Raw genomic sequence first — 23349 nt, 5'->3', positions numbered from 1 at the left:
GCCGATCCAGACGCGCCCGGCAGCACTCAGTGCAGCAGGCCTGGACGCAGGGCTTCCTCGTCGGCGAATTTCGGCCAGGCGCCGGTGGCGAGGGCGACCAGTGACGGTGCGGGCAGGTCGAGGCGATCGGCGTACACCCACAGGTAGGTGAAGGCGCGGCGGACATAATTCCGCGTCTCGTCGGATGGCAGGCTCTCGATGAACAGCAGCGGGTCCGAGGTGTCGCCGGTGGCGCCGGCCCATCGTCCGACCGCACCGGGCCCCGCATTGTAGCTGGCCAGCAGCCTGACCAGGTCGCCATTCACGCCGTTCTGGTTCGACAGGTAGGCGAGGTAGCGCTGGCCGATCTCGAGATTGAGCGCGGGGTTCTGTAGCGATGCGAGACTGTCGCTGAAGCGGCCGGGCTCGCCCAGCACGAAACCGGCGGTGACCGGCATGATCTGCATCAGCCCGTGCGCGCCGGCACCGGACACGGCGGTCGGGTCGAAGTTGGATTCGAGGCGGGTCAGGGCATAGACCAGCGCCGGATTGACCGTGAACCCATGATGCGGCGACAGCCTGGGCACCGGGAAACGGGCCTCGTCGCGCGGCTGGCCGTCGCGGCTCTGCAGGATCCCGGCAAGCTGCGACGACAGGGTGGTGAGCCCGGCGGCTTCCGAGACCAGCTGGATCGAGCGGCACAGCGCCATGTCGTTCTGCACGCTGGGCCAGAGCCGGCGCAGCGTGGCCTCGGCACGGGCCGGCTCATCCACCTGCAGCAGGGCGAAGGCACGACGACCGGCGGGGGTCGCTGCCACCGCATCGACGTCGATCTCGGACAGGGTGGCCCGTCCGGACCCGATCTCGTTCCCAGGTTGGGGCTCGGCCATGCCGCTCAGGCTGACCAGTCGCAGCGGGCCTTGGCCCGCTTCGCCGAGCCGTTGCCGGGCCAGCATGCCATAGAAGGTGCCCGGTGCCGCCGCGGCACGCTGCAGCCAGGGCCGGTAGGCGGTCGCATCGCCGAGCCGGAGATGCGCCCGCGCTGCCCAGAACGCCGCTCCGGCACGCACGCTGGCCGGGGTCAGCGGGGCGTGGGAGGCGGCCTCGAACAGGGTTTCCGCCACGTCGAGGCGTCCGCTTCGCCAGGCGGCCAGCCCGGACACATACCCGGCGAGGCCGATCCGGTTGTCGGAGGCGGCGAAGGCGATCTGGCCGGTCAGCAGCGCGAGCTCGTCCTGCCCGTCGGTGAACAGGCTGAGGGCCACCTCGGCCCGGAGTTGCGATGCGTAGAGCGGGTCGATTTGCCGGGTGGCGGCGATCAGCCTGAGCGCGCTGCCGGCGCCGAGCGGGCCCTTGGCGAGACGATCCTGCACCGCGTGGTCGAGGGTCTCGTTGCGGGTAAAGGCGCTGCGGGCCGGATCCTCTTCCTCTGGCAGCGGGGCGGCCGGCGATTCGGTGCCGAGCGTCGCCGTGTCGGGCGCCGGAAGAGGCTTGGCTCCATGCGGGCTGACACTGGCCAGCAGCTTGTAGATCGCCGGGGCATCGGGGAGATCGGCGTAGCGCTTGAGCCACAGGCGAAGCTCGCTCGGGCGGGCCGTGGCGGTGTCGCCGAGATAGCGGTCGGCGAGGATGTCGCCGAGCAGGGTGTCGTCGGTGAGCTGAGCGGTTTCGGCGATGGCGGCGGGGATGTCGCCTCGTCGCTGCAACGCGAAGATGCGCCGGACACGGGCGCTGGCGCCGGCATCGAGCGGGTGCGGCAGCATGACGACGCCGTCGCCGCCTGCGCCGTGGAGCGAAAGCCGCGGCACCGCCATGGCCGTTTCTTCCGCAGAAGCAGGGGAGCCGGATCGCTGTGCAGGGGTCTGCGCGCGCACGGGTGCGGTTGCGGCTCCTGCCAGCAGGGCGGCACCGGCCAGAAAGGCCCGAGCCGCCAATGGGGGGTGACTGAATAACCCGCGCATGGCCGGGGGGCTGTAGGCCCGCAGGACCGCCGGCGCAACCTCGACGAGCGGAACTCGTTGCCGAAGCCGTCCGGGGGTGGTCAGGAACGGCGGATTTCCGCCAAACCGGTCACGAGGCTGTGACAGGCGCCGGAGCGCGTTCGGGCTCCGCATCCAGCGTCCGGCGCAGCAACAGCAGGTCGGCCCAGCTGTCCCGGCGCGCCATCGGGTGGCTCAGCAGGTAGGACGGATGGCGCATCGCGAGCGTGGGCGTCGGCCGGCCATCGATCTCGAGGCTCTGCCAGCCGGCGTTGCTGCGGATCGTGCTGGCGCCCAGCAGCTTGGCCGGGCGGCTGCCCATCAGAATCATGCGTCCGGGGGCGGCCAGAACCAGCAGCCGCTCCAGGAACGGCAGGCATGTCGCGATCTCGAAATCGCTCGGCCGCCGGTCCCCCGGGGGCCGCCAGGGGATCAGCGGCACCAGCAGCAGCCGGTGGCGATCCAGGCCGATGCTCTCCAGCATGCGGTCCAGCAGCAGTCCCGGCCGGCCGGCGAACGGGTGCCCGGCGCGATCCTCTTCCGCATCGGGTACCTCGCCGACGATGACCAGCCCGGCCGCCGCGTCCCCCTCGGCGAACACCAGGTGGGTCGCGGTGTCGCGCAGGCCGCACCCATCGAAGCCGGTGATCGCGGCGCGAAGGCCCGGGAGATCCGTGGCCGATGCGGCGGCCTCTCGTGCTGCCTGGGCCTGACCACCCCGGCCAGCCGTGACGGCCGCCGGCCTGGGGACCGGGGAGGGTGCCGGAGCCTGTGCACCGGCTTGCGATGGCGGCTCGGCCCGCGGCGCCGGCGAGGCCGGGAGCCCGCGCCGCCGATCGACCGGGTGCGGATCGAGCGCCTCGTCGGCACCCCACTCGATCTGCAGCCTCAGCATCGCCAGCGCGTCCAAACCGAACTCCTTGGCCCCCGCGAGCTGCGGCCCTCCCCCGAGCCTGTTCTGTTGGCGCGGGTGCCTGCTCAGGCTAGCGTGTCGCATCATGCAACTCCAAGTCGTCGCGCGCGCCGCCCTGTTCTCCGGCTCCATGCTTCTGTCGGTGGCGGATCCGCGTCCGGTGCTGGCCCAGCCGACGCCGACCACGGACCAGGCTCCGGCTGCCCAGGCTGGTTCGGCTGCGGGGACCAGTCCGGCGAGGAAGGCGGCCGACCCGGCTGTCCCGCCGGACGCGCTGCCGGCTGGAGCGCACCGGCCCGAACAGGCGCTCGGCGCCTATCTCGCCGGCACGGTCGCCGGTCATCTCGGTGATAGCGGGGTTGCGGCCGACCTGCTGATCGACGCGCTGGCGCATGATCCGGACGCGCCGATGCTGCTGCAGCCGGCGTTCCTGTTCTCGGCGCTCGCCGGGCTTCCGCAGGCGCCGCAGCTCGCCGCGCGGGTCGAGCCCATGCTGATCGCGCAGCTGGTGCTGGCCGACGATGCGGCCCTGCACGACCACTGGGACGGGGCGGTGCGCGATTTCACCAGCCTGCCGCCGTCGCCGCTGAACGACGCGATCCGGCCGCTGCTGGTGGCCTGGTCGCAGCAGGGTGCGGGGCAGACCGACCAGGCGCTCGCCACCCTGGCGGCGGTGCCGAGCGGCGGGCCACTGGCCGGGGCGTGTGCGCTGCAGGCGGCGATGATCGCCGACCTGGCCGGGCGGTCCGAGAACGCATCCAACCTCTACCGGACCGCCCAGGCGCTGTTCCCCTCGTCGAACCTGGCGCTGGCGCAAACACTCGGCAGCTTCCTGACGCGACATGGCCATCCGCAGGATGCGCAGGCGCTGATCCACGAGCTGGCCCAGGACATCCCGGTGCTCGGCATGGTCGAGCCGGGGCTGGTCGCGTCGCTGTCCACCCCGGTGGTGACGACCGCGAGGCAAGGCATGGCGCGGGCCTACCTGGCGATCGCCGCGGTGCTGCAGGACCAGGGGCCGGGGGCCAAGGAGGCGACCAGCTTCATCCTGCGGTTCGCGCTCGACCTGCAACCTGACCTCGGCGCCGCCCGGCTGATGATGGCCGAACAGCTGGCCCCGACGCACCCGGAGGCTGCACTCGCGGTGCTGTCCGGCGTGGCTTCCAACGATCCGCTGCTGCCGCTGGTGCAGCTGCGGCAGGCCACGCTGCTGGCCGTGGTCGGTCGGCAGGCGGAGAGCCGGCAGCGGCTGGAGGCGCTGGTGCGGGCGTTCCCGAAGCGTCCCGAGCCGGCGCAATCGCTCGGCGACGTGCTGTCGGACAGCAAGCTCTACGGCCCCGCGGTGACCGCCTACGATGCGGCGATCGCCGACCGCCAGGCCCTCAATGCAGGCACGTCTGGCGCCGGTTCCCGACCGGGCGGCGCCGGTTCGCTGTCGGGCAACGACTGGCAGCTGCTGTTCTCGCGGGCGGTGGCGTTCGACCGGCAGAACCAGTGGCCGCGGGCCGAGGCCGATCTGGAGCACGCGCTGACGCTCTCGCCGAGCGAGCCGTACGTGCTGAATTACCTCGGCTACAGCCTGGTCGAGCGGAACCAGGACCTGAAGCACGCGCGGGTGCTGATCCAGCGGGCGCTCGACAGCAAGCCGGATGACGGGTCGATCCGCGACAGCCTCGGCTGGGCGATGCTGCGCCAGGACGACGTGCGCGGTGCGGTGCATACGCTGGAGCGGGCGGCCGAGCAGATCCCCGAGGATCCGACCGTGAACTACCACCTGGGTGCCGCATACTGGGCGGCGGGCCGCACCATCGAGGCGGAGGATCAGTGGCGCTGGGCGCTGGTGCTGCATCCGGAGCCGGAAGATGCGGCGAAAATCCGCGAGGCCTTGCGCAAGGCGGCGGTGGTGCTGTCCGAGGCGCATCCCGCACCCGCGCCGGTGGTGGCGCCGGCTGGATCGTCGCGCTGACATGGAGCTCGTCGAGCGCGCGCACGCCAAGATCAATCTGCACCTGCACGTCGTCGGGCGGCGGGAGGACGGCTACCACCTGCTCGACAGCCTGGTGGTGTTCGCTGGCGCCCATGACGTGCTGTCGGCGCAGCCGGGTGCCGGGCTGTCGCTCGAGCTTGAGGGGCGTTTCGCCGGCGGCCTGGCCGGTGAGGCGGCGTCGGACAACCTGGTGATCCGCGCCGCCCGGTTGCTGCAGGAGCAGGCCGGGACGCCGGAAGGTGCCTCGCTCCGGTTGCGGAAGCAGCTGCCGGTGGCGTCCGGGATCGGCGGCGGTTCGGCCGATGCGGCGGCGGCGTTGCGACTGCTGCGGCGGTTCTGGAACACCCGGTCCGATGCGTCCCGGCTGCTGGACCTGGCGGCAGCACTCGGCGCCGACGTGCCGGTCTGCGTGGAGCAGCGACCGGCGCTGATGGGGGGGATCGGCGAGGTGCTGCAACCGGCACCGGACTTGCCGGAGTGCTTCATGGTGCTGGTGAATTGCGGGCTGGCGGTCTCGACGCCCGCGGTGTTCCGGGCGCGGCCGCCGGGTTACCGGGCGCCCGCGGAAATGCCGCCGCGATGGCTGGACGCGGCCGCCATGGCAGCCGATCTCGGCCGGCTGTCCAACGATCTCGAGGCGACGGCGGTGGTGCTGTGCCCGCCGATCGCCGACGTGCTGTCCGCGATCGCTGCCCAGCCGGGTTGCCTGCTGTCGCGCATGAGCGGATCCGGTGCCACCTGCTTCGGCCTGTTCGCGCACGAGCAGGCGGCACGCGATGCGGCGCGGGTGCTGGACCGGGTCGCCGGCTGGTGGGTCTGGGGTGGCGCAATGCTCCGATCGGATCCTCTCGCGACCTGACAAAGGGTTCATGGCCAGTCGTGGAACTGATCCTGTAGGGTGGGACGATTTCGCAGCGCAGCAGGAGAACCATATGAACGTGCGTGCGGCACGAATGCAGGTGGCGGTTTCCGACGACCGTCGGCTGGCGACCCTGAAGCTGCTCCCCGAGAGCGGCATGGATGGCGAGATCCCGCTGACGCTCGAGCAGATCAGCCAGCTGATCGCCACTCTCGGCCAGGCGCGGGCGGCGATGCAGGACAAGCGCGCGGTGCCGCCGATGGAGGGCGCGTCGTTCACGCCGATCTACAAGACCAAGTGGACGGTGCAGCCGGAGGCGCTGACCGAGGGCTCGATCATCGCCTTCCAGCATCCGGCATTCGGCCCGGTCGGGTTCGTGCTGCCACCGGCGGATATCGAGAAGGTGGTGCGCGCACTCACGGTGCATATGGGCATGGTCCATAGCAGCGAGCGGGCGCCGGGCAAGCCGAGCTAGGGCGCCCTGGCGGCGGCTACAGCCGCAGGGCCAGCACCGCGCCGATGACGATCAGGACCGCCGTTGCCAACGCCAGGAGGGTGAGCCGGCGCTCGATGAAATCCTGGATCGGCGCGCCGAACTGGTGCAGCAGCCCGGCCACCAGGAAGAAGCGGAAGCCGCGGGTGATCAGGCTGGCGACCAGGAACAGCGGCAGGCTGTAATGCGCGGCTCCGGCGGCGATGGCGATGATCTTGTAGGGGATCGGCGTCAGGCCCTTCAGCAGGATCACGATGAAGCCGTATTGCGCGAACCGCAGCCGGTAGACCGCGAGCGCATGCTCGGCGTGGTAGAAATGGATCAGCCGGGTTGCCAGCCGGATCATCTCGGCACCGATCAGCCAGCCGATGGTGCCGCCGCACAGGCTCGCCAGCGTGCAGATCGCGGCCAGGATCCAGGCCCGATCGCGCCGCGCCAGCACCATCGGGATCAGCAGCAGGTCCGGCGGCACCGGAAAGAAGCTGCCTTCGGCCACAGCCACCGCCGCCAGCCAGAACGGTGCCGCCGGCGTGGCGGCGAGGGCAAGGGTGCGCTCGTACAGGCGCTTGAGCATGCGATGTGGTCCGGTCGGATGAGCCGTGGGGGTTAGCGGTTCGGGACGGTTTCGGAAAGAGCCCGGCCGCTGGAGCACGCTCGTGCAGAGACCGTTCGAGAGTGTGCTGCGCCGAGGGAGAGTGCCGGCTCTATGCGGCATGGCCGGCGCGTCCGTCGGGCCGTGAGCCTAGGCCAGCACGAACGGGCGTGTCGGATCGCCGGCACGGCGCAGTCTCGAACGGTCCCTCAGGCGACGAGGGTTACGGTGGCGCGGAGGCCATGCGGCGCGCGGTTGGCGAGGGTGATGTCGCCGCCCTGGCCGCGGACGATGTTGCGGGCGATCGACAGTCCGAGCCCGGTGCCGCCGGTCTCGCGGTTGCGGCTGGTTTCGATGCGGACGAACGGCTCGAACACCCGGTCGAGCTCCTCCGCCGCGATCCCCGGCCCGTCATCCTCGAACAGCACCGTGACGTGGCCGTCGGCAGGCGGTCGCAACGTCACCTGCACGCCGCCGGCATAGGCCAGCGCGTTGCCGACCAGGTTGGCCAGCGCGCGTTTCAAAGCTAGCGGCCGCGCCTGCAGCGTCACCGATGGCGGCGGCGAGGCGAATCCAACCCGATCGACCGCCTGCGGCCGGCCATCGACGGCGTCGTCGAGCACCGTCTGCAGCAGCGAGCGCAGATCCAGCGACACCATCGGCTCGCGGTTGGCGCTGTCACGCCCGAATGCCAGGGTCGCCGACACCATCGCCTCGAGCTCGTCCAGATCGGCCAGGAACTTGGCCTGCAGCTCCTCGTCGTCGATGAACTCGGCGCGCAGCTTCAGCCTGGTGATCGGCGTGCGCAGGTCGTGCCCGATCGCCGTCAGCAGCAGGGTGCGATCGGTCACGAAGCGGCGGATGCGGCTGGCCATGGTGTTGAAGGCGATCGCGGCGGTGGCGACCTCGGTGGGGCCGTTTTCCGGCAGCGGGTCGGCATTGACGTCGCGCCCGAGCTTCTCGGCGGCGATCGCCAGGGTCCGCAACGGTGCGGTCAGGCGTCGCACCGCCCATACGCTGAGCAGCCCGGCGGCGATGGTCATGACCAGGAACGCCACCGGCAGCGTCGGCGACAGGAACGGGTCGGGGAACGGCATCACGAAGCGGACGGTCAGCCAGCGCTGGTCGTCCGGGAACTGCATCGCGATGGCGAACCGGCGTCCCTGGCCGGGGGGCGGTCCGGGAAACTCGGGTCCGCGGCCACCCAGCGGCGGTCCGTCGCCGAACCCGCCAGATGGTCCCCCCGACCGGCCGTCGAACCGTCCCTGCTGGCTCCCGGGCTGGCGAAGCGGCCGCCACGTGGCTCCGGGATCGGCGGGCGGTCCGCCGGATGGACTTGTTGGTCGTGGTGGAATCGCGCTCCGGCTTGCGTCCCCACCCGGGGTGTTGTTGGCGATCACGATCTGCAGCGGGCGCAGCCGCGACGCGATCGGCATGAATTGCAGGTGGCGCCGCAGCCGGCCGACATTGCCGCCTTCGGCCGGACGCAGTTGCCCGATGATCGGGTTGGTGCTCACGAATGCATGGAAACCGGAGGGCAGCCGCAGCTTCTGCAGCTCGGCCTCGCGCACCGGCGGGTCGGTCTCGGCGATGGTGCGGTAGATCGTCGCGACCTGGCCGCCGATCTCGCGCTCGTCGTTCAGGCGCGCGAAATCCAGCCGGTCGAGAGCGTGGATGGCGAGCCCGACGGTCTGCACCACGATGAGGCCGGCCAGCAGCACCAGGGCGGTGCGCGCCGCCAGGCTCCGCGGCAGGATCCGGAAACGGCTGAAGCTCATAGGCGGCGGTTCAGACCCTCTCGACGTCGGCGGCCAGGACGTAGCCGCCGCCGCGCACGGTCTTGATCACCTGGGCGTTGCGGCCGTCATCCTCGAGCTTGCGACGCAGCCGGGAGATGGCGACGTCGATCGCCCGGTCGAACGGCCCGGCCTGGCGACCCCGCAGCAGGTCGAGCAGCATGTCGCGGGTCAGCACCCGGTTGGCACGATCGAGCAGTGCGACCAGCAACTCGTACTCGCCACCGGTCAGCGGCACCTCGGCCCCGTCGGGGTTGAGCAGGCGGCGGCGCATCGGCTCGAGCGTCCAGCCGGCAAAACGCAATACCCGCGACTCGCCATCGACCTTGCGCTCCTCGCGCTCGGTGGTGCGGCGCATGACGGCGCGCATCCGGGCCATCAGCTCGCGCGGATTGAACGGCTTGGGCAGGTAGTCGTCGGCGCCGAGCTCCAGGCCGATGATGCGGTCGGTCTCGTCACCCATCGCGGTCAGCATGATGATCGGCACGTTGCCCTGGCTGCGCATCCAGCGGGCGAGGTCGAGGCCGCTCTCGCCGGGCAGCATCAGGTCGAGCACCACCAGCTGGTAATGGCCGTTGGCCCAGGCGCGGCGGGCCTCGCGGCCATCGCGCGCGGCGGTGACGCGGAAGCGGTTGCGTTCGAGGAAACGCGCCAGGAGGTCGCGGATCTCGCGGTCGTCATCGACGATGAGGATGTGCGGGAGCTGTTCCATGTCCGCTCAAGCTATACTGCCACCTGCCCGAGCGGCAGAGGTCGTTTCAATTGGTTGCACACCCTGACCGGTCGGCCGCTACGCGCGATAGATCATCTTCCGGGTCATGCCGCCGTCGCTGACGAACTCGGCGCCGGTGACGAAGCCGCTTTCCGGCCCGAGCAGCCAGGTGGCCAGGCCTGCGATGTCGTCAGGCACGCCGACACGCCCGGCCGGATGCTGGGCATGGTCCGCGGGGTCCAGCGCCTCGCCGGCGACGTCGATCCAGCCGGGGCTGATGCAGTTCGCCCGGATCTGCGGCCCGAGGCTCACGGCCAGCGCATGGGTCAGCGCCACCAGCCCGCCCTTGGTCGCGGCGTAGCTCTCGGTGTCGGGCTCCGACATGTGCGCCCGGGTCGAGGCGATCGACACGATGGCGGCGCCGGCCGGGTTGTCCTCGGCACCCGAACGCAGCAATGGCGCACAGAAGCGGGCGAGCAGGAACAGGCTGGTGAGGTTGGTGGCCAGCACCTGGTTCCACTCCTCGAGGGTGAGCGACTCCACTGGCTTGCGGATCATGATGCCGGCATTGCTGACGAGTGCGTGCAGCCGACCGCGTTCCCGCTCGATCCGTGCGCAGGCGCCCTGGACATCCGACGCGTGCGCCACGTCCGCCAGGATCGGATGGAACCGGTCGGCGTCCTGCACGGGCGGCGCTGTTGCGGGTTGCGGTTCGCGGTCGAGGCCGTACACGATCCAGCCGTCGCGCAGCAGTCGTGCCGTGATGGCGGCACCGATGCCGTGCGCCGAGCCGGTGACCAGGGCGATACGGTCCGTCGCCTGATCGTGCGATTCCGGGTGGTGTGCCACTATGTTCCCTGCTGGTCCGCGCGGCCGACCTGCCGGCCCGGGCGGTAGAACGTCGGCGGCAGCGTCGGGATGCCGGTGACGAAGGGGGGCCTACGTCGGGCCGCCGAGGGAGAGACGATGGCCGATACCCGCTCCAGCCGACCATGCCCCAGGGGCCTCGCCTTGACGGTGTCGATGGCGCTCGGTTGCGTGTCGCCGGCATTGGCTGTGGACACCACACCCGCGCCGCCCGCCCCCGCGGCTCCGGCTCCGGCTCCGGCTCCGGCATCACAAACTGCTGCTCCGGTTGGGGCTCCAGCTGGGGCTGCACCCCCCGTGCCGGCTCCTGCGCCGGTGGCCGTGGCCCCCGTCCCGGTGGCTGCACCGGCTCCGGCTGCCCCGGAGGCGGCGCTCGACAGGGCCGAGGCAATCGCCCGGGACATCGCTCAGCATCCGCCGCAGAAGCCGGCGCCGGAGCCGGCCATGCTCAGCCTGCGCACGGCGAAGCTCAAGCTGGGCAGCCTGCTCGACCGGAGCGTGCGCGGCGTGCAGGACACCGAGGTCGGGCGGGTGATCGACGTGCTGGTCGGCGATGACGGCAAGCCGGCGGCACTCGAGCTCGATGTCGGCGGCTTCATGGGCGTCGGCAACCGCAAGATCGCCGTCGCCTGGGCGCTGTTCGACATCGTCAAGCCGGCCGGCACCGATCCGATCCGGGTTTCGCTGACCGAGGCGCAGGTCAAGTCGGCACCCGCCGCGGAGGAGAACGGGATGGTCACCGTGGTGATCGGCACCCAGGCTCCGGCAGCCGTGCCGGCGGCCAAGCCACCGGTCAAGAAGGACGCGGCTCCTGGCCAGGCGTCGCCGGACGCGGCGCCCACCGCCACTGGCGCCACGCTGCCCAACACCACGCCGCCCCTTGCCACGCTTCCCAACACCACGCTGCCCCCTATCACGCTGGCACCCACGCCGCCGGTGACACCACCGCCCTCCGAGCCGGCGCCTCCGCACGCTGCTGACACGGGTCCGGCGCCCGCGGTGGCAGGCGGCCTCGCTGGCGATGCGGCGGGCGTGCCGGAGCACCCGCATGCAGCCCCGCCGCCGAAGACGACCGGGCGCGGCGTGCCCCCCCGGGCAGACGGTCAGCCCTGAGACCGCCGGTGGAGAGCGAGATCCCGGAACCGGCGGAGCCGGCCGACGAGATCGGCACCGGGACCGCCACCGTGTCGGATCGGCGTGCCCGGACCGATCGGCCGGACCCTACCGACGCGGTCGATCCGCCGGCGGAGCCGGACGCTGCCGGCGGTACGGTCGCACCGCCGATCGGCCGACGCAGCCAGCATGGGCTCGACTGGCTGAATTTCTTCGTGGCCAACCTGCAGACCGCATTCGGGCCGTTCATTGCCGTCTATCTGACCAGCGAGCATTGGACGCAGGGCCAGATCGGGCTGGTGCTGACAGTCGGATCGGTGACGGCCATGGCCAGCCAGGTGCCGGCTGGCGCATTCGTCGACATGCTGGGCAACAAGCAGCTCGCGGCGATGTGGTCGATCCTGGCGATCGTGGCGTCATGCCTGATCCTGGCAATATTGCCCGAGCGGCTCCCGGTGACCGCGGCGGAGGTGCTGCACGGTTTCGCGAGCTGCATGCTGAACCCGGCGATCGCGGCCATCACCCTCTCGCTGGTGGCGGCCCATACCACCTCGAGGAGCCCGCGCGACCGCAGCACAGATGCGGCGGAAAAAGCCGCCGGACACGCCGCACTGGGCGAACGCTTCGGCCGCAACTCGAGCTTCGCCTCGATCGGCAATGCCATGGCGGCGGGCCTGATGGGCGGGGTCGGATACTGGGTGTCGGCGCGCGCCACCTTCTTTCTCGGAGCGGCACTGGCGCTACCGGGCCTGCTCGCGCTGCGTGCCATCGAGCCGGCGCAACCCCGTATGCCGACGCTCTCCGTCAGGCGGGCGAAAGGTCGCGCCGCAGGCTCGGGCGGAACACAGGGGATCGGCGTGCTGCTGCGGGACCGGCGGCTGTTCGGTTTCGCCGCGTGCGTGATCTTCTTCCACCTGTCGAACGCGGCGATGCTGCCGCTTGCGGCCGGCCAGGTGACGCGCGAGGCCGGCCACCTCGCCGAGCTGGTGATCGCCGCCTGCATCCTGGTGCCGCAGCTGCTCGGCGCGATGCTGTCGCCGCGGATCGGTCGCTGGGCCGGCATCTACGGACGCCGGCCGATCATGCTGGTGGCGTTCGCGGCACTGCCGATCCGCGGCCTGCTGCTGGCGATCTCGACCTCGCCGACGATGACGATCGCGGTGCAGCTGCTGGATGCCGTCAGCTCGGCGGCGTTCGGCGTCATGCTGCCGCTGGTTGCGGCCGATCTCAGCCGTGGCACCGGCCGCTTCAACCTGTGCATGGGGCTGCTCGGCCTGGCGATGGGCATCGGCGCCAGCCTCAGCACGACGCTGGCCGGCTTCGTCGCGGACTGGTCGTTGCAGGCCGGGTTCCTGGTGCTGGCCGGCGCCGGCCTGGCGTGCGTGCTGTCGGTGCTGCTGCTGTTCCGCGAGACCGGGATGCCGGATCCGGATGTGGCCAAGGAAGCGGCTGCGAGTCGCGGAGTTGGCGGCTTCCTGTTCGGCTGGGCGGTCAGGTCTGGACCCAAGGTGGGCTGAATTGTGCTTTCGCGCGGCACGCCGCACCTTCGGCATCCAGGACATAAAGGAGTGCGATCATGGTCGAGGATGTGGCGCCGCCGCAGGCGTTCCAGGCGCTGACCGATAACCCGGACGCGGTGCTGGTCGATGTGCGGACCGATGCGGAATGGACCTATGTCGGGCTGCCCGACCTGTCGCCGATCGGCAAGCGGGTGCTGCTGGTGCAGTGGCAGGCGTTCCCGAGCGGCGCGCCCAACCACAATTTCGTCGAGCAGCTCGGCGCCAGCGGGGTGACGCGCCAGCACGCCGTCTATTTCATCTGCCGCAGCGGCGCCCGCAGCCTGGCTGCGGCGGAGACGGCGGAACAGGCCGGCTACCACACCGTGTTCAACGTGAATGACGGCTTCGAGGGTCCGCCGGACGCAGACGGGCATCGCGGCAATGTCGCCGGCTGGAAGGCGGACGCGCTGCCCTGGCGGCAGCGCTGAAGCGGCCGGCCGGCAGCACTCCGGCCGGTTTGGCTTCAGTCGTTCTGCGCCGGGTCCGCGTCGGCGTCGTAGAGCACCTGCAGCACGACGCACCACGGATAGCGACTGTCGAGCGAGTTGCCGTCCGGGCCGGAAATGGTGCCGGTCGGGCTCACCGGGACGTGCGTCAGGGTGACCGCATCATCGACGTTACCGCCGATGATGCTGATCTGTTGCGGACCTTTCGCGACGACGATCCCGCAATGGGCGGGGAAGGCGTAGGCGGTCGGCAGGTTCGCATAGCGCACCGATCGCGAGGTGCTGCGTCCGGCGCAGATCAGGTCGCCGGGACCGGGTGCGTACGTTGCCGGATCCTGGGCGCGCAGGCCGGTGCTGGAGCCGGACGCGGCGGCATTGATGTAGGTGGAGTGGTTCGGTGCGTACGGGAAACGGTCTCCGGCGCCGGAGACCCGCATCACGTAGGAGATGAAGGCGGCCGACCAGGCGTAATGCGCGTCGTGGGTGAAGTCGAACGGCTGGCCATTGCTGTCGTGCTTGCCGGTCCAGTCGACCTCGCTCTCGTACGGATCCTGGCCGATCCACCAGTATTCGCCGACCCGCTCCCACAGGCCGGGAAGGCGTTCCGGCTTCACGGCCGTGGAGCTCGGTTCCGGTCGCAACTCGGGATCGTCGTCGTCCACCGGTTGCCCGAACAGGCGCCATTCGCGCAGCGCGATCGCGATCGCATCCTGCCGATTGAACGGGGCGAAACTGCGGGTCGCGAAGTCGGGCACGTGGTCGTCGGCTCCGGACGGGCCCTGCGACGTGCGATATTGCGCAACCGGCGTGTGCGCCGGCGTCGGGGTCGGCGGATGCGACGTGGCGGTATCGGCGCAGGCGCCCAATCCGAGTGCGAGCAGTCCGGCGAGCGGAATGCAGAGCAGGCTCGGCGACGTGCTGCGCGACCCGGTGCCATGCGGTGTCATGCTCGGGTATCCGTTTCCGCTTGGCATCTTCTCTCCGCAGTCGCCGTGCCGTTCGCGTCTCGCGCGCCCACCAACCAACGCAGGCCGATGCGCCTGCGATCCCTCGATGTCCCGGACATTGATCAACTGCGGCGCGGTCCGGCGTGCTCGGGGAACAGGCTTGCAAGGCCTTCGGTCGAGGCGTCGCAGCGTCCGCGCTCGGTGATCAGGCCGCTGACGAGGCGCGCCGGCGTGACGTCGAAGGCGGGGTTCGCAGCGTCGCTGGCGTCCGGGGTGAGTTGCACGCGCGTCACCGTTCCATCGTCGGCGCGACCGGTGATGTGGGTGACCTCGTCCTGCCCGCGCTGCTCGATCGGGATCTCGGAGAGGCCGTCGGTGACGGTCCAGTCGATCGTCGTGGAGGGCAGCGCCACCCAGAACGGAATCGAATTGTCGTGCGCCGCAAGCGCCTTCAGATAGGTGCCGATCTTGTTGGCGACGTCGCCTTGCCGGGTCACGCGGTCGGTGCCGACGATCACCATGTCGACATCGCCGCGCTGCATCAGATGGCCGCCGGCATTGTCCGATATCACCGTGTGGCCGACGCCGTGACTACCGAGCTCCCACGCGGTGAGTGCGGCACCCTGGTTGCGCGGCCTGGTCTCGTCGACCCAGACATGCACGTCGATGCCGGCATCGTGCGCCATGTAGATCGGGGCGAGTGCGGTGCCCCAATCGACGGTCGCGATCCAGCCGGCGTTGCAGTGGGTCAACAGGTTCACCGTATGGTCGCCGCCGGCCGCGCGCTTGGTGGTGGCGATCTGCTCGATCAGTTGCAGCCCGTGCCGACCGATCGCCTCGTTCTGTGCGGCGTCCTCGTCGCAGATCAGGCCGGCCTCCTCGTATGCGATGCGCACGCGATCGACGGGCAGCGTGTTGCGAAGCCTGGTCAGCATGCGTTCGATCGCCCAGCGCAGATTGATCGCCGTCGGTCGGGTCGAGGCGAGCCTGGCGGCATCGCGTTCCATGGCGTCGCTGCTGCTGTCGACGCGCAACGCGAGCGCCAGTCCGTACGCCGCCACGGCACCGATCAATGGTGCGCCACGCACCTGCATGCTGACGATCGCGGCTGCCACCTGGTCGATCTCGGTGAAGCGGAGCACGTCGAGAGCCCACGGCAACTTCGTCTGGTCGAAGACGTGCACTGAAAAGCCGTCATCGGGATCCACCCAGACACTGCGGTAGGCGACGCCGTTGATCTTCATGTCGGGAGCAACTCCGGCCGGAACAGAAACGCTGTGTCGAATATGGTGTTCGGGAGGAGGCTCGTAGCAGCTTCCGCCGGCGGAGGCACCGGCCACCGGTTCAAAACCCGTTCAGCGTGCGGAGTGGCAGCAATTGCCGCCGCCCCCCCACCGGACCGGATCTCTCCGAAAGCACCAGAGCCTGTCAGGATCGATGGCTTCATCCGGCATGGGCCACCCCGATGGCCCGGCTCAAGTGGCAACCGGAGCGGTTCAGGAACTCCGGAACTTTCCTGTAATGGTTGCTTTCAATTGACAGATGCACGCGAGTTTAGGAAGAGCATGGGTGATCATGCGAGTCCGAGTCGTGATTCGCATTATCGAGCCTGAATGACGGGCGACGCCACACGCTGGTGACCATAACTGATGACGAGTGCCGGGCGGATCATTGGCAAGTCTGGCCGGATGTCGTGCAGCAGTCGCGACATCCCGTCTCCATCCTGCCTGCGCCGGACGAACACGGCCAGCGTGCGAACGCCCCAACATTTCGAAGCAAACAATAGAGGATCCAGACCATGAGCACCGAGAACGAGTCGGACGGCCCGCGTACGCGCGCGATGGCCGTGCGCGCAGGCGGGCGGCGTACAGCCGGGACAAGTGCCCGAGGCACGACGGCGCGAACCACGCGCAGCGGTGCCACTGCCGGCGCGCGTTCGGCAGCGGCGAAAAACGTCGGCACGAAAGCTGGCGTGAAGGCTGGCGCGAAGTCTAGCGTGAAGTCGGGCGCAAAGGTTGGCACGAAGGCTGGCGCGAAGGCTGGCAAGCCGGCGGCGAAGGCGCCACGCGTTGCAAAGGCTGCAACGGCCGGCAGCAGGACCGGAGCGAAGACCGGTGCCAGGGCCGGGGCGAAAACCGTTTCGAAAGCCACGCGCGCGCCGGCGACACGCGCCAAGCCTGGGACGCGCACGGCCAGCAAGACGGCGGCCGTGAAGACCACGCGTGGCAAGGCCGCGGCTCCGGCAAAACGGACCGCAGCCACCAGGTCGACGACCGGAACCGGGCGCGCGACGACACGCACGACCTCGAGCCGCGCGACATCGGCGCGCTCCACTTCCACTCGCACCAGTGCCACTCGTCCGGCATCGTCGCGTCCTGCTGCAACCCGGGCGAAGGCAACCGCCACCGCGCGCAAGAGTCCGGGTCGCGCTGCCAAGGCGACCGCGACCGGCCGCGCCTCGAAGTCCGCAACGACCGCACGCGCAAAGCCGGCGACTGCGCGGACGACAAAGGCTGCCAGCACCGCGCGTACGGGTCGTCGACCGGCTGCGTCCGCAACGCGCACGACCGCCGCAAAAGGCACGACGCCGCGTACTACGAAGGCCTCGGCGACCCGGCCGGCGGCATCGAAATCCCTTGCGAGCAGCGGAAGCCGCAGGACCGGCGCTGCACGTGGCACTGCGTCGACCGCGCATGACGAGGCGACGCACACCGCGACGTCGCGCAAGCCTGCCAGCTCACGCAGCGAGGCCGCGGTGAAGATGCGCCGGTCTCCGAATGCCGCAACCCGTCGCGCTGCGGCGGAGCAGCTTCGCGATCCAGCGACGCCGGTGCGTCGCGGCCGGAAGCCTGCAGCCGAAACGCCGATAGCGTCGGCGACGCCGTCGGCCGAGGATCACGCCGGCAATTCGTTCGTTCACGAGACGCACGAAGCGGACGCGGGCGAGGAGTAGTCCGACCGCTCCAGGCTGCCCGCCTGATCAGTGGCTGCAAAGGAGCCGGGTCAACCTTCGGGTTGGTCCGGCTTCTTTCGTAATGTGGGTTGGCGGGCGATACGGCGTCAGGCGCGCACGAGCACGGCATAGGCTTGTCCTGCCGTCACCACCGCGCGATTGCCGCGGGCGCCGTAGCCGCGCGGCACCTGCAGTTGGCGCGCGGCACTCGCCAGCACCGCCATGACCCGGTTCTGTACATCGATAGCGTGTTCGAGAAGATGCTTGTTGGTGGCGGCGAGCGATTGGAGGCGCTTCGCCAGCTCCCGGGCAGTCTCATCCTGCGGATCGAGTGCGAGGGTTTCGGCATCCGGCACGAGTGCGCGGAGGACATCGAGCGAGGCACGCTTCTCCTGCAGGAGCTCGGCAACGGCGCCGAAATCGAGAGCGACCAGTATCTGGTTCTCGCGGTCGAGAGCTGCCGCCAGGCGCTCCGCTGCCTGTCGCAGATCGTTTCTCACCGGTGCTTCTCCTGCATCTTGAGCATCTGGGCATAGATGCTGTTCGCCAGTCCGAGACCGCCATGCTGCTCGACCTGCTTGGCCATTTCAGTGATCAGCATCGGCTTGAAGTTCTCCTCGCCGGTGCCGCCGCCGAGCAGCCCCTTCGCCGTGTCGACGGTCGCGAACATCGGCTCGAGCATCTGGCCGATCGTCATGGCCTCGAAATCCGTCGCCGCCTTCATGACTTTCTGATCGATGGGTGCGGCGGCGGGTTTGCTGGCTGGAAGCGTCACGCCCGGGAGAAGTGTTGCAGTTCCCAGGTTGGTCATCGCACCACCAGATCGGCTTGCAGCGCGCCCGCTGCCTTGATCGTCTGCAGGATGCTGATCATGTCGCGCGGTCCGACACCGAGGGAGTTCAGGCCGCCGACCAGATCCCGCAGGCTGGGCCCCTCGTTCAGGATGCCGAGTCGCTTGGTTGCACCGGTATCGACCTTGATCGTCGTCCGCGGCAGCACGGCGGTGGTGCCGTTGGAGAACGGCCCCGGCTGCGATGCCACCGGCGCGTCGGTGACCTGGATCGTGAGATTGCCCTGCGCGATCGCCACCGTGCTGATGCGGACGTTGTCGCCCATGACGATCGTGCCGCTGGCTTCGTCGATGACGACCGTGGCGGGGGTATCCGGCTCCACCAGCAGGTCCTCGACGCGTTCCAGCGTGCTCATCACGTCGTGGCCGCCCATGCTCAGGGTGACGGTCCGCGGGTCGGTGACGTGGGCGATCGGCCCCAGGCTCGCGTTGATCACCGTGGCCATGCGCTCGGCGGTGGTGAGGTCGGGATTGCGCAGCGACAGGCGCAACGTGTTCCGCGTGCTGAGGTCGACCGCAACTTCCTTCTCGACCATCCCGCCGTTGGCGATGTGCGCGCTGGTCGGGATGTTGCGGGTGATCGAGGATGCAGCACCTTTGGCCGCGAACGCGCTGCTCACCATCTGGCCCTGGGCCACCGCATAGACGTCACCGTCGGCCGCCATCATCGGCGTCACCAGCAACGTGCCGCCGGACAGATCGGTGGCATCGCCGGTCGCCGAGACCACCACGTCGATCCGGCTGCCGTCATGCGAGAAAGCCGGCAACTCGGCGGTGACCATCACCGCGGCGATGTCGCGGGTCTGCAGCTTGGCCTCCTGGTCGCGGATGTTGACGCCCAGCCGCTCCAGCATGCTGATCAGCGACTCCCGGGTGAACAGCGAATTATTCAGCCGGTCGCCGGTGCCGTTGAGGCCGACCACCAGGCCGTAGCCGATCAGCTGGTTGCTGCGGACGCCCTCGACGTCGGCGATGTCCTTGATCCGGACGGCTTCTGCGCGTCCGTCCCGCGGCCACGCCAGCAGCGTCATGATGAACAGTGCCAGCAGGCAGAGCGTGCGCATTCGGTCCCTTCAAGGGTCGTCAAGGTTTCGGCTCTACACTGTGAGGCGAAACAGCTAACGATGTCTGAACGGGGAGGGGCGATCCGATGCACGTAACGACGAATGACCGGGCCCTCGGGGCCGCATGACGGTCAGCGGGATCAGCGGCACGCGCCCGGTCGGACCGGTTGCGCCGGCGCAGCACGCACAGCAGGCCGGCTTCGTGGTGCCAGGTGTCGCCACCCCCGCAGCGGCTGGCCTGGATCGTGCCGAGGGCTCAGGCCCGGCTGCCCGTGTCAGCAGCGTCGCGTTGCTCGCATTGCAGGAGGGGGCGACGGCCGAGGCCGGCTCCGGCGCCGCCGACCGTGAGGCCCGCCAGCATGGTCGCGCGTTGCTCGCGGCACTGGCGGAGCTGCAGCGTGCCCTGCTCTCCGGCGGGGACGGGCACGCGCTGGAGCAATTGCTGGCCCTGGTCGACCAGGAGCCAAGGGCGGTGGATCCGGCGCTGGCCCGGCTCATCGGCGCCATCCGGCTGCGCGCGCGGATCGAATTGGCCAGGGCTGCGGCATCCGGCTCGGGATCGCCCGGCCCGGCTTCTTGAAGGTTCTGTCACAACGGGGACTTCGCGCTTGGCGCAACCGGCGCCCCTCGGTATAAGCCGGGCGATTCCTCCACGGTGGCGCCTGCCGTCGCTCCAGGAAAGGCGCTCATGCTGACCTTGCCCCCCGATTATCGCCCGACCGACGACGAGGAGTTCATGAACCCGCGGCAGGCGGAATATTTCCGGCTGAAGCTGCTCAGGTGGCGGGCCGAACTTCTCAAGGAAGCGGACGGCACGCTGGCAAGTCTCTCGGAAGGCGGCATCCACGAGGCCGACATCACCGACCGGGCGACCGTCGAGACGGACCGTGCCCTGGAGCTGCGGACCCGCGACCGGGCCCGCAAGCTGATCGCCAAGATCGGTCAGGCGCTGCTTAGGATCGAGAACGGCGGCTACGGGTTCTGCGAGGAGACCGGCGAGCCGATCGGGCTGAAGCGGCTCGAGGCTCGTCCGATCGCGACACTCTCGATCGAGGCGCAGGAGCGTCACGAGCGGATGGAAAAGGTGCACCGCGACGACTGAGTGCAGGCCGTCCCGTGCCGCCCGCCGCGAACTTGGCGACCACGCCCGGTGGCCGCTGCGTCTGTCCGGCGTCGTTCGGAAAAGCCGGTATGCTATCCGGGGCGTGAACGAACTGATCCTGGCGCGACCGCCCAAGGTGCAGGTGAGGTTGGTCCCGTAATTCGCCGGGCTGAACATGTCATCTGCACGCGGTTGACGCGTCCCAGCGGTCACGGCGCATAAGATTAAGGAATGGGTGCCCGGCTGTCCCGGGGTCGAGCGTTGCGTGCAACCCCGACCGGGATTTCCTGGCGCCTCGTCATCGCCTCTCCCGGTCCTGCGAAAGCGTACCGCCGACAGGCGTGACGTCCTGTTCCGGGTCGCGACCGACCTGACCAGCCCGCCCCCTAATCGTCGGCGCCGCTGCCCGAGCCGGTGATGCCTGAACGCGACGGCGCGTCCGCGTTCGGCTGGATGGTGCGGCTGATTGCGGCCACCTCGGCATCGGTGCCGATCTCGGCGGCGTCGTACTTCGCGCCTGCAGGAGTCTCCGCCAGCGCATCCTCGACCGCCTGCGGGTCGGTGTGGGTGGCCTCCGCGAACAGCCGCTCGGCATCGTCGAGACGTCCCTCGGCCTGCGCCTTCAGGGCAGCATCCGCCAGCCGACGCGCTTGGCCGTGCTTGCCCTCGCCGGAAGTGTCGGGTTCCTGGATGTCGGCCATGACGCGCTCCCGCTAGTTTACCTGAACCAGAACAGCGCCAGGGGCGGGCAGGTTGCGGATAATCTGAATGGGGAAACGTAAACAGGGTCCCGGAAGCCGTGGCCTCCGGAACCCTGTCATCGTCAGTCCGCTCAATGAACCCGGGCGGAGGGCCGCTCCGCCCGGGGTTGGGGCTCAGAAGTTCAGCAGCAGCTGCGGGATGTCCACCGAGCCGAGGCCGGTGGCGAGGTTGTAGCCGACACCTGCCGAGAAGGCCGGCGACAGCGTGCTGGTGCTGGTCGAGGTCACGCCGATGCCCTTGGTCGAGAGGGCATTGGTGTAGCAGTTCGGCGTGCCGGCCTGGCAGGCCACCGAGTTGTCGCCCACCGCAACGTTATGGAACACGCAGAGCGGGTTCGCCGGGAAGCTGGTGGTCTGGCACTGCTGCACCAGGCGGCTGTTGGTGTACTGGATCTGGCCGATCTGGTAGAGCGCAGGCGCCATGTTGCCGACCTTGCCGTAGAGCTGGGCAACCAGCGCTGCAATGCCTGCGAAGTCCGGTGCTGCGAACGACGTGCCGCCGAAAGCCGACCCGAAGAAGTTGGTCGGGTTGGTGTAGGTGCAGGGGACGCCGCCCTCGGCGGTGTCGGACATGCACTCGAGATAGAAGTGGTTCCACTGGCCGTTCGAGGCGAACAGCGAGATGTCGGGCAGGTCGCGCGCGCCGTCATTCGGCATGCCCGGCAGCTTGGTCGACTGCCAGGAGGGCTTCGCGAACAGCAGGCTCTGGCCGCCGCTGCCACCGACGACGTTCTGGTAGGAGGCCGTCGTCTGCGGGTTGTTGCAGTTCTGCAGCGGACCCGCGGCCCGGGCACCGGCCCAGTTCACGTACGAGCCGCAGCTGTTGTCCCACGGAATTTCCGGCACGTAGCTGTTGGCCGAACCGCCGGTGGTGCTGTTCGAGGCGCTCCAGAAGTAGCCGTTCAGGCCTTCCACGGTGTCGCCGAAATCGGTGCCGCCGACGGCCGTGTCATAGACGTTGGAGGCGAGGCCGTTGACGTTGACGCCGCTGGTGCCGAGCGTGGCACCGGTATCGGCGATGTCGGCTGCGCCGTCGCCGGTCGACACGAAGATCGAGATGCCTTCAGCCGCACCTTCCTCGACGAGGTTCGACCACTCGGTGAGGAACACGATGCCGTTGCCGACCTCGGAGCCGCCGTAGGAGACGGAAATTGCCGAAGCGGTGGTGCCGCCCTCGATCAGGTTCTGCAGCGCGGTCATCACGCCGAAGCCGGTCTCGCTCGAGGAGCAGGATGCTTCGATGATGGTCGCATCCGGAGCCACGGCGCCTGACCATTCGGCATCGAGCGCTGCCTCGCCTTCGTCGCCGGTGAAGCCCGGATCCTCGCAGCCGCCCGGATGGGTCAGCTGCAACGTGCCCTTGTAGCTGGACAGGCCGAACTGCGAGCGGAAGCTCTGCACGTCGGCGGCGCGGATGTCGGTCTGCTCGGCGACGGCGACGGTCACGCCGGCGCCGGTCACCTTGCCGACGACGCTGGAGCCGTTGAACAGGACGTTCTCGTCGTAGATCGTGTGGAAGTCGGCCGGCGTGACCGCATAGTAGGTCGTGCCGCCGACCGCCATCGTGTAGCTGGTGCCGACCTTGGTGACCTTGGCGCCGGCGAGCTTTGCCGCCGTGGGCTTGCGCGCGGCCTGCAGCAGCGGATGCGGGAAGAAGTTGCTGAGCACCGCGCCGGACACCACCGGGCTGAGTGCCGACGGGAAGGACTGGTCGCCGGACGCGGCGAAATGCTGCAGCCCGTTGCGGCTGTAGCTGTGCAGCGTGGTGTGGAAGGCCGCACCGACGGTTGCCGCGGTGCCGGAGAAGTCGATCGACATGCCGGTGGGCGAGACGCTGTTCACGGTCAGGCCGTGCGACTGCATCCACTTCTCGGTGGCTGCGATGTCGGAGGCGGCGGGGCCGTACTGGTCACGCAGCTGCGCCGGCGTCAGCCAGGCATGATACGCCGATGAGCCCTTGGTGGTCTGGGCCAGCACCAGCGCGTCGAGTGCCGCCTGGCGATCAGCCGGCCGCTTCAGGGCCAGCTGCAGATGCTGGAGCGGATGGTTGGCGGCGAGCGCACCCTGGTCGGTCGCGGACGCGAGCGCGTCGGGCCTCGAGTGGGACAGGGTGGTGAGCGAGGTTTCGGATACCAGTGCCGGGACCAGCCCGCCTCCGGTTGCGGCATTCGCACCGGCGGTTGTCAGGCAGACAAGCGCGCAGCCGAGCCCCGCCCTTCGTGCTAATTTATTGGAGCGCAAGCGTATTCCTCCGGAGCAGCAGAAACGGTTGCCCGACCTTTGAGCAGAAGTCGTCGCAACCCACCGGAAACCCCTCTGGTGCCCGGTTCCTGTGCAAGGTTACCGCGCTGCAATCCCGTGGCAAGCCTGCTTTCAC

23 protein-coding genes are annotated in these 23349 nt (G+C 69.7%); 9 read left to right on the top strand and 14 right to left on the bottom strand.

Annotation, left to right across the window (positions count from 1 at the left end; genetic code table 11):
* Nucleotides 1-26: 26 nt before the first annotated feature.
* Together ACOEQ2_RS06225 and ACOEQ2_RS06220 are read right to left on the bottom strand one after the other, a co-directional pair.
* Nucleotides 27-1940: a lytic transglycosylase domain-containing protein gene (locus ACOEQ2_RS06225; protein WP_419730514.1), complete on the bottom strand. Its 1914-nt coding sequence runs from the start codon at nt 1938-1940 to the stop codon at nt 27-29.
* 109 nt (nt 1941-2049) lie between these two features.
* Nucleotides 2050-2958: a uracil-DNA glycosylase gene (locus tag ACOEQ2_RS06220; RefSeq protein ID WP_419730513.1), complete on the bottom strand. Its 909-nt coding sequence runs from the start codon at nt 2956-2958 to the stop codon at nt 2050-2052.
* On the opposite strand from ACOEQ2_RS06220, the gene ACOEQ2_RS06215 reads away from it, so the two are divergent.
* From ACOEQ2_RS06215 to ACOEQ2_RS06205, 3 genes are all read left to right on the top strand, one after another.
* Nucleotides 2957-4837 carry a tetratricopeptide repeat protein gene (locus ACOEQ2_RS06215; RefSeq protein ID WP_419730512.1) on the top strand — a complete coding sequence of 627 codons (1881 nt, stop codon included), beginning with the start codon at nt 2957-2959 and terminating at the stop codon, nt 4835-4837. The two genes, ACOEQ2_RS06220 and ACOEQ2_RS06215, sit on opposite strands and share 2 nt — an antisense overlap.
* 1 nt (nt 4838) lies before the next feature.
* Complete coding sequence (locus tag ACOEQ2_RS06210) at nt 4839-5717, top strand: 4-(cytidine 5'-diphospho)-2-C-methyl-D-erythritol kinase (RefSeq protein ID WP_419730511.1); 879 nt, start codon at nt 4839-4841, stop codon at nt 5715-5717.
* 73 nt (nt 5718-5790) lie between these two features.
* Nucleotides 5791-6192, top strand: coding sequence for a hypothetical protein (locus ACOEQ2_RS06205; RefSeq protein ID WP_419730510.1), 402 nt, complete (start codon nt 5791-5793; stop codon nt 6190-6192).
* 16 nt (nt 6193-6208) lie between these two features.
* On the opposite strand, the gene ACOEQ2_RS06200 is transcribed toward ACOEQ2_RS06205, so the two are convergent.
* The 4 genes from ACOEQ2_RS06200 to ACOEQ2_RS06185 form a co-directional block, all read right to left on the bottom strand.
* On the bottom strand, nt 6209-6784 hold the full coding sequence (locus ACOEQ2_RS06200) for a YqaA family protein (RefSeq protein ID WP_419730509.1): 576 nt from the start codon (nt 6782-6784) through the stop codon (nt 6209-6211).
* A 227-nt stretch (nt 6785-7011) separates the two neighbouring features.
* A complete protein-coding gene (locus tag ACOEQ2_RS06195) occupies nt 7012-8580 on the bottom strand; it encodes an ATP-binding protein (RefSeq protein ID WP_419730508.1) in 1569 nt (522 codons plus the stop codon).
* Between the two features lie 10 nt (nt 8581-8590).
* Nucleotides 8591-9310, bottom strand: coding sequence for a response regulator (locus tag ACOEQ2_RS06190; protein WP_419730507.1), 720 nt, complete (start codon nt 9308-9310; stop codon nt 8591-8593).
* A gap of 78 nt (nt 9311-9388) precedes the next feature.
* Nucleotides 9389-10159: an SDR family oxidoreductase gene (locus ACOEQ2_RS06185; protein ID WP_419730506.1), complete on the bottom strand. Its 771-nt coding sequence runs from the start codon at nt 10157-10159 to the stop codon at nt 9389-9391.
* A gap of 333 nt (nt 10160-10492) precedes the next feature.
* On the opposite strand from ACOEQ2_RS06185, the gene ACOEQ2_RS06180 reads away from it, so the two are divergent.
* Genes ACOEQ2_RS06180 through ACOEQ2_RS06170 form a run of 3 tightly spaced genes read left to right on the top strand, consistent with a single transcriptional unit; the run spans nt 10493 to nt 13277 of the window.
* Nucleotides 10493-11290: a PRC-barrel domain-containing protein gene (locus ACOEQ2_RS06180; protein WP_419730505.1), complete on the top strand. Its 798-nt coding sequence runs from the start codon at nt 10493-10495 to the stop codon at nt 11288-11290.
* Nucleotides 11291-11298: 8 nt separating this feature from the next.
* On the top strand, nt 11299-12807 hold the full coding sequence (locus ACOEQ2_RS06175; RefSeq protein WP_419730504.1) for an MFS transporter: 1509 nt from the start codon (nt 11299-11301) through the stop codon (nt 12805-12807).
* 59 nt (nt 12808-12866) lie between these two features.
* The gene (locus ACOEQ2_RS06170) at nt 12867-13277 is read left to right on the top strand and encodes a rhodanese-like domain-containing protein (RefSeq protein WP_419730503.1); all 411 of its coding nucleotides are present in this window, start codon (nt 12867-12869) and stop codon (nt 13275-13277) included.
* A 35-nt stretch (nt 13278-13312) separates the two neighbouring features.
* Here the strand turns inward: ACOEQ2_RS06170 and ACOEQ2_RS06165 are convergent, their stop codons facing one another.
* From ACOEQ2_RS06165 to ACOEQ2_RS06155, 3 genes are all read right to left on the bottom strand, one after another.
* Nucleotides 13313-14242, bottom strand: coding sequence for a DUF2272 domain-containing protein (locus ACOEQ2_RS06165; RefSeq protein ID WP_419730502.1), 930 nt, complete (start codon nt 14240-14242; stop codon nt 13313-13315).
* A 122-nt stretch (nt 14243-14364) separates the two neighbouring features.
* Nucleotides 14365-15486 carry an S-methyl-5-thioribose-1-phosphate isomerase gene (gene mtnA / locus ACOEQ2_RS06160; protein WP_419730501.1) on the bottom strand — a complete coding sequence of 374 codons (1122 nt, stop codon included), beginning with the start codon at nt 15484-15486 and terminating at the stop codon, nt 14365-14367.
* 424 nt (nt 15487-15910) lie between these two features.
* On the bottom strand, nt 15911-16969 hold the full coding sequence (locus ACOEQ2_RS06155; protein ID WP_419730500.1) for a hypothetical protein: 1059 nt from the start codon (nt 16967-16969) through the stop codon (nt 15911-15913).
* A gap of 34 nt (nt 16970-17003) precedes the next feature.
* On the opposite strand from ACOEQ2_RS06155, the gene ACOEQ2_RS06150 reads away from it, so the two are divergent.
* Nucleotides 17004-17195, top strand: coding sequence for a hypothetical protein (locus ACOEQ2_RS06150; protein WP_419730499.1), 192 nt, complete (start codon nt 17004-17006; stop codon nt 17193-17195).
* A gap of 107 nt (nt 17196-17302) precedes the next feature.
* Here the strand turns inward: ACOEQ2_RS06150 and ACOEQ2_RS06145 are convergent, their stop codons facing one another.
* From ACOEQ2_RS06145 to ACOEQ2_RS06135, 3 genes are all read right to left on the bottom strand, one after another.
* Nucleotides 17303-17695, bottom strand: coding sequence for a hypothetical protein (locus ACOEQ2_RS06145; RefSeq protein ID WP_419730498.1), 393 nt, complete (start codon nt 17693-17695; stop codon nt 17303-17305).
* Nucleotides 17692-17919, bottom strand: a complete 228-nt coding sequence (locus ACOEQ2_RS06140) for a rod-binding protein (RefSeq protein WP_419730497.1) — start codon at nt 17917-17919, stop codon at nt 17692-17694. Before ACOEQ2_RS06140 ends, ACOEQ2_RS06145 begins: the two co-directional genes overlap by 4 nt.
* 83 nt (nt 17920-18002) lie before the next feature.
* On the bottom strand, nt 18003-19109 hold the full coding sequence (locus ACOEQ2_RS06135; protein WP_419730496.1) for a flagellar basal body P-ring protein FlgI: 1107 nt from the start codon (nt 19107-19109) through the stop codon (nt 18003-18005).
* Between the two features lie 124 nt (nt 19110-19233).
* Between ACOEQ2_RS06135 and ACOEQ2_RS06130 the strand changes: the two genes are divergently transcribed.
* Together ACOEQ2_RS06130 and dksA are read left to right on the top strand one after the other, a co-directional pair.
* Entirely contained in the window at nt 19234-19689 is a 456-nt protein-coding gene (locus tag ACOEQ2_RS06130; protein WP_419730495.1) for a flagellar assembly protein FliX, read from the top strand.
* A gap of 108 nt (nt 19690-19797) precedes the next feature.
* Nucleotides 19798-20211, top strand: a complete 414-nt coding sequence (gene dksA / locus ACOEQ2_RS06125) for an RNA polymerase-binding protein DksA (RefSeq protein WP_419730494.1) — start codon at nt 19798-19800, stop codon at nt 20209-20211.
* 386 nt (nt 20212-20597) lie between these two features.
* Here dksA and ACOEQ2_RS06120 read toward each other — a convergent pair whose 3' ends face one another.
* Nucleotides 20598-20912: a hypothetical protein gene (locus ACOEQ2_RS06120; protein ID WP_419730493.1), complete on the bottom strand. Its 315-nt coding sequence runs from the start codon at nt 20910-20912 to the stop codon at nt 20598-20600.
* Nucleotides 20913-21086: 174 nt separating this feature from the next.
* Entirely contained in the window at nt 21087-23213 is a 2127-nt protein-coding gene (locus tag ACOEQ2_RS06115) for a S53 family peptidase (protein ID WP_419730492.1), read from the bottom strand.
* Nucleotides 23214-23349 lie beyond the last annotated feature (136 nt).

This window comes from Lichenicola sp. (assembly GCF_965198575.1).
Classification (GTDB): Bacteria; Pseudomonadota; Alphaproteobacteria; order Acetobacterales; family Acetobacteraceae; genus Lichenicola.
The sequence above is the reverse complement of the archived record's forward strand: the minus strand, read 5'-3'. Positions and strand labels throughout refer to the sequence as shown.

What these genes read in the sequence shown, in the direction of transcription:
- ACOEQ2_RS06225 (WP_419730514.1), bottom strand. Translation starts at nt 1,940, where the DNA reads ATGCGCGGGTTATTCAGTCACCCCCCATTGGCGGCTCGGGCCTTTCTG.
- ACOEQ2_RS06135 (WP_419730496.1), bottom strand. Translation starts at nt 19,109, where the DNA reads ATGCGCACGCTCTGCCTGCTGGCACTGTTCATCATGACGCTGCTGGCG.
- mtnA (WP_419730501.1), bottom strand. Translation starts at nt 15,486, where the DNA reads ATGAAGATCAACGGCGTCGCCTACCGCAGTGTCTGGGTGGATCCCGAT.
- ACOEQ2_RS06140 (WP_419730497.1), bottom strand. Translation starts at nt 17,919, where the DNA reads ATGAAGGCGGCGACGGATTTCGAGGCCATGACGATCGGCCAGATGCTC.
- ACOEQ2_RS06130 (WP_419730495.1), top strand. Translation starts at nt 19,234, where the DNA reads ATGACGGTCAGCGGGATCAGCGGCACGCGCCCGGTCGGACCGGTTGCG.
- ACOEQ2_RS06120 (WP_419730493.1), bottom strand. Translation starts at nt 20,912, where the DNA reads ATGGCCGACATCCAGGAACCCGACACTTCCGGCGAGGGCAAGCACGGC.
- ACOEQ2_RS06200 (WP_419730509.1), bottom strand. Translation starts at nt 6,784, where the DNA reads ATGCTCAAGCGCCTGTACGAGCGCACCCTTGCCCTCGCCGCCACGCCG.
- ACOEQ2_RS06220 (WP_419730513.1), bottom strand. Translation starts at nt 2,958, where the DNA reads ATGATGCGACACGCTAGCCTGAGCAGGCACCCGCGCCAACAGAACAGG.
- ACOEQ2_RS06170 (WP_419730503.1), top strand. Translation starts at nt 12,867, where the DNA reads ATGGTCGAGGATGTGGCGCCGCCGCAGGCGTTCCAGGCGCTGACCGAT.
- ACOEQ2_RS06215 (WP_419730512.1), top strand. Translation starts at nt 2,957, where the DNA reads ATGCAACTCCAAGTCGTCGCGCGCGCCGCCCTGTTCTCCGGCTCCATG.
- ACOEQ2_RS06190 (WP_419730507.1), bottom strand. Translation starts at nt 9,310, where the DNA reads ATGGAACAGCTCCCGCACATCCTCATCGTCGATGACGACCGCGAGATC.
- ACOEQ2_RS06165 (WP_419730502.1), bottom strand. Translation starts at nt 14,242, where the DNA reads ATGACACCGCATGGCACCGGGTCGCGCAGCACGTCGCCGAGCCTGCTC.
- ACOEQ2_RS06195 (WP_419730508.1), bottom strand. Translation starts at nt 8,580, where the DNA reads ATGAGCTTCAGCCGTTTCCGGATCCTGCCGCGGAGCCTGGCGGCGCGC.
- dksA (WP_419730494.1), top strand. Translation starts at nt 19,798, where the DNA reads ATGCTGACCTTGCCCCCCGATTATCGCCCGACCGACGACGAGGAGTTC.
- ACOEQ2_RS06150 (WP_419730499.1), top strand. Translation starts at nt 17,004, where the DNA reads ATGCGCCGGTCTCCGAATGCCGCAACCCGTCGCGCTGCGGCGGAGCAG.
- ACOEQ2_RS06205 (WP_419730510.1), top strand. Translation starts at nt 5,791, where the DNA reads ATGAACGTGCGTGCGGCACGAATGCAGGTGGCGGTTTCCGACGACCGT.
- ACOEQ2_RS06210 (WP_419730511.1), top strand. Translation starts at nt 4,839, where the DNA reads ATGGAGCTCGTCGAGCGCGCGCACGCCAAGATCAATCTGCACCTGCAC.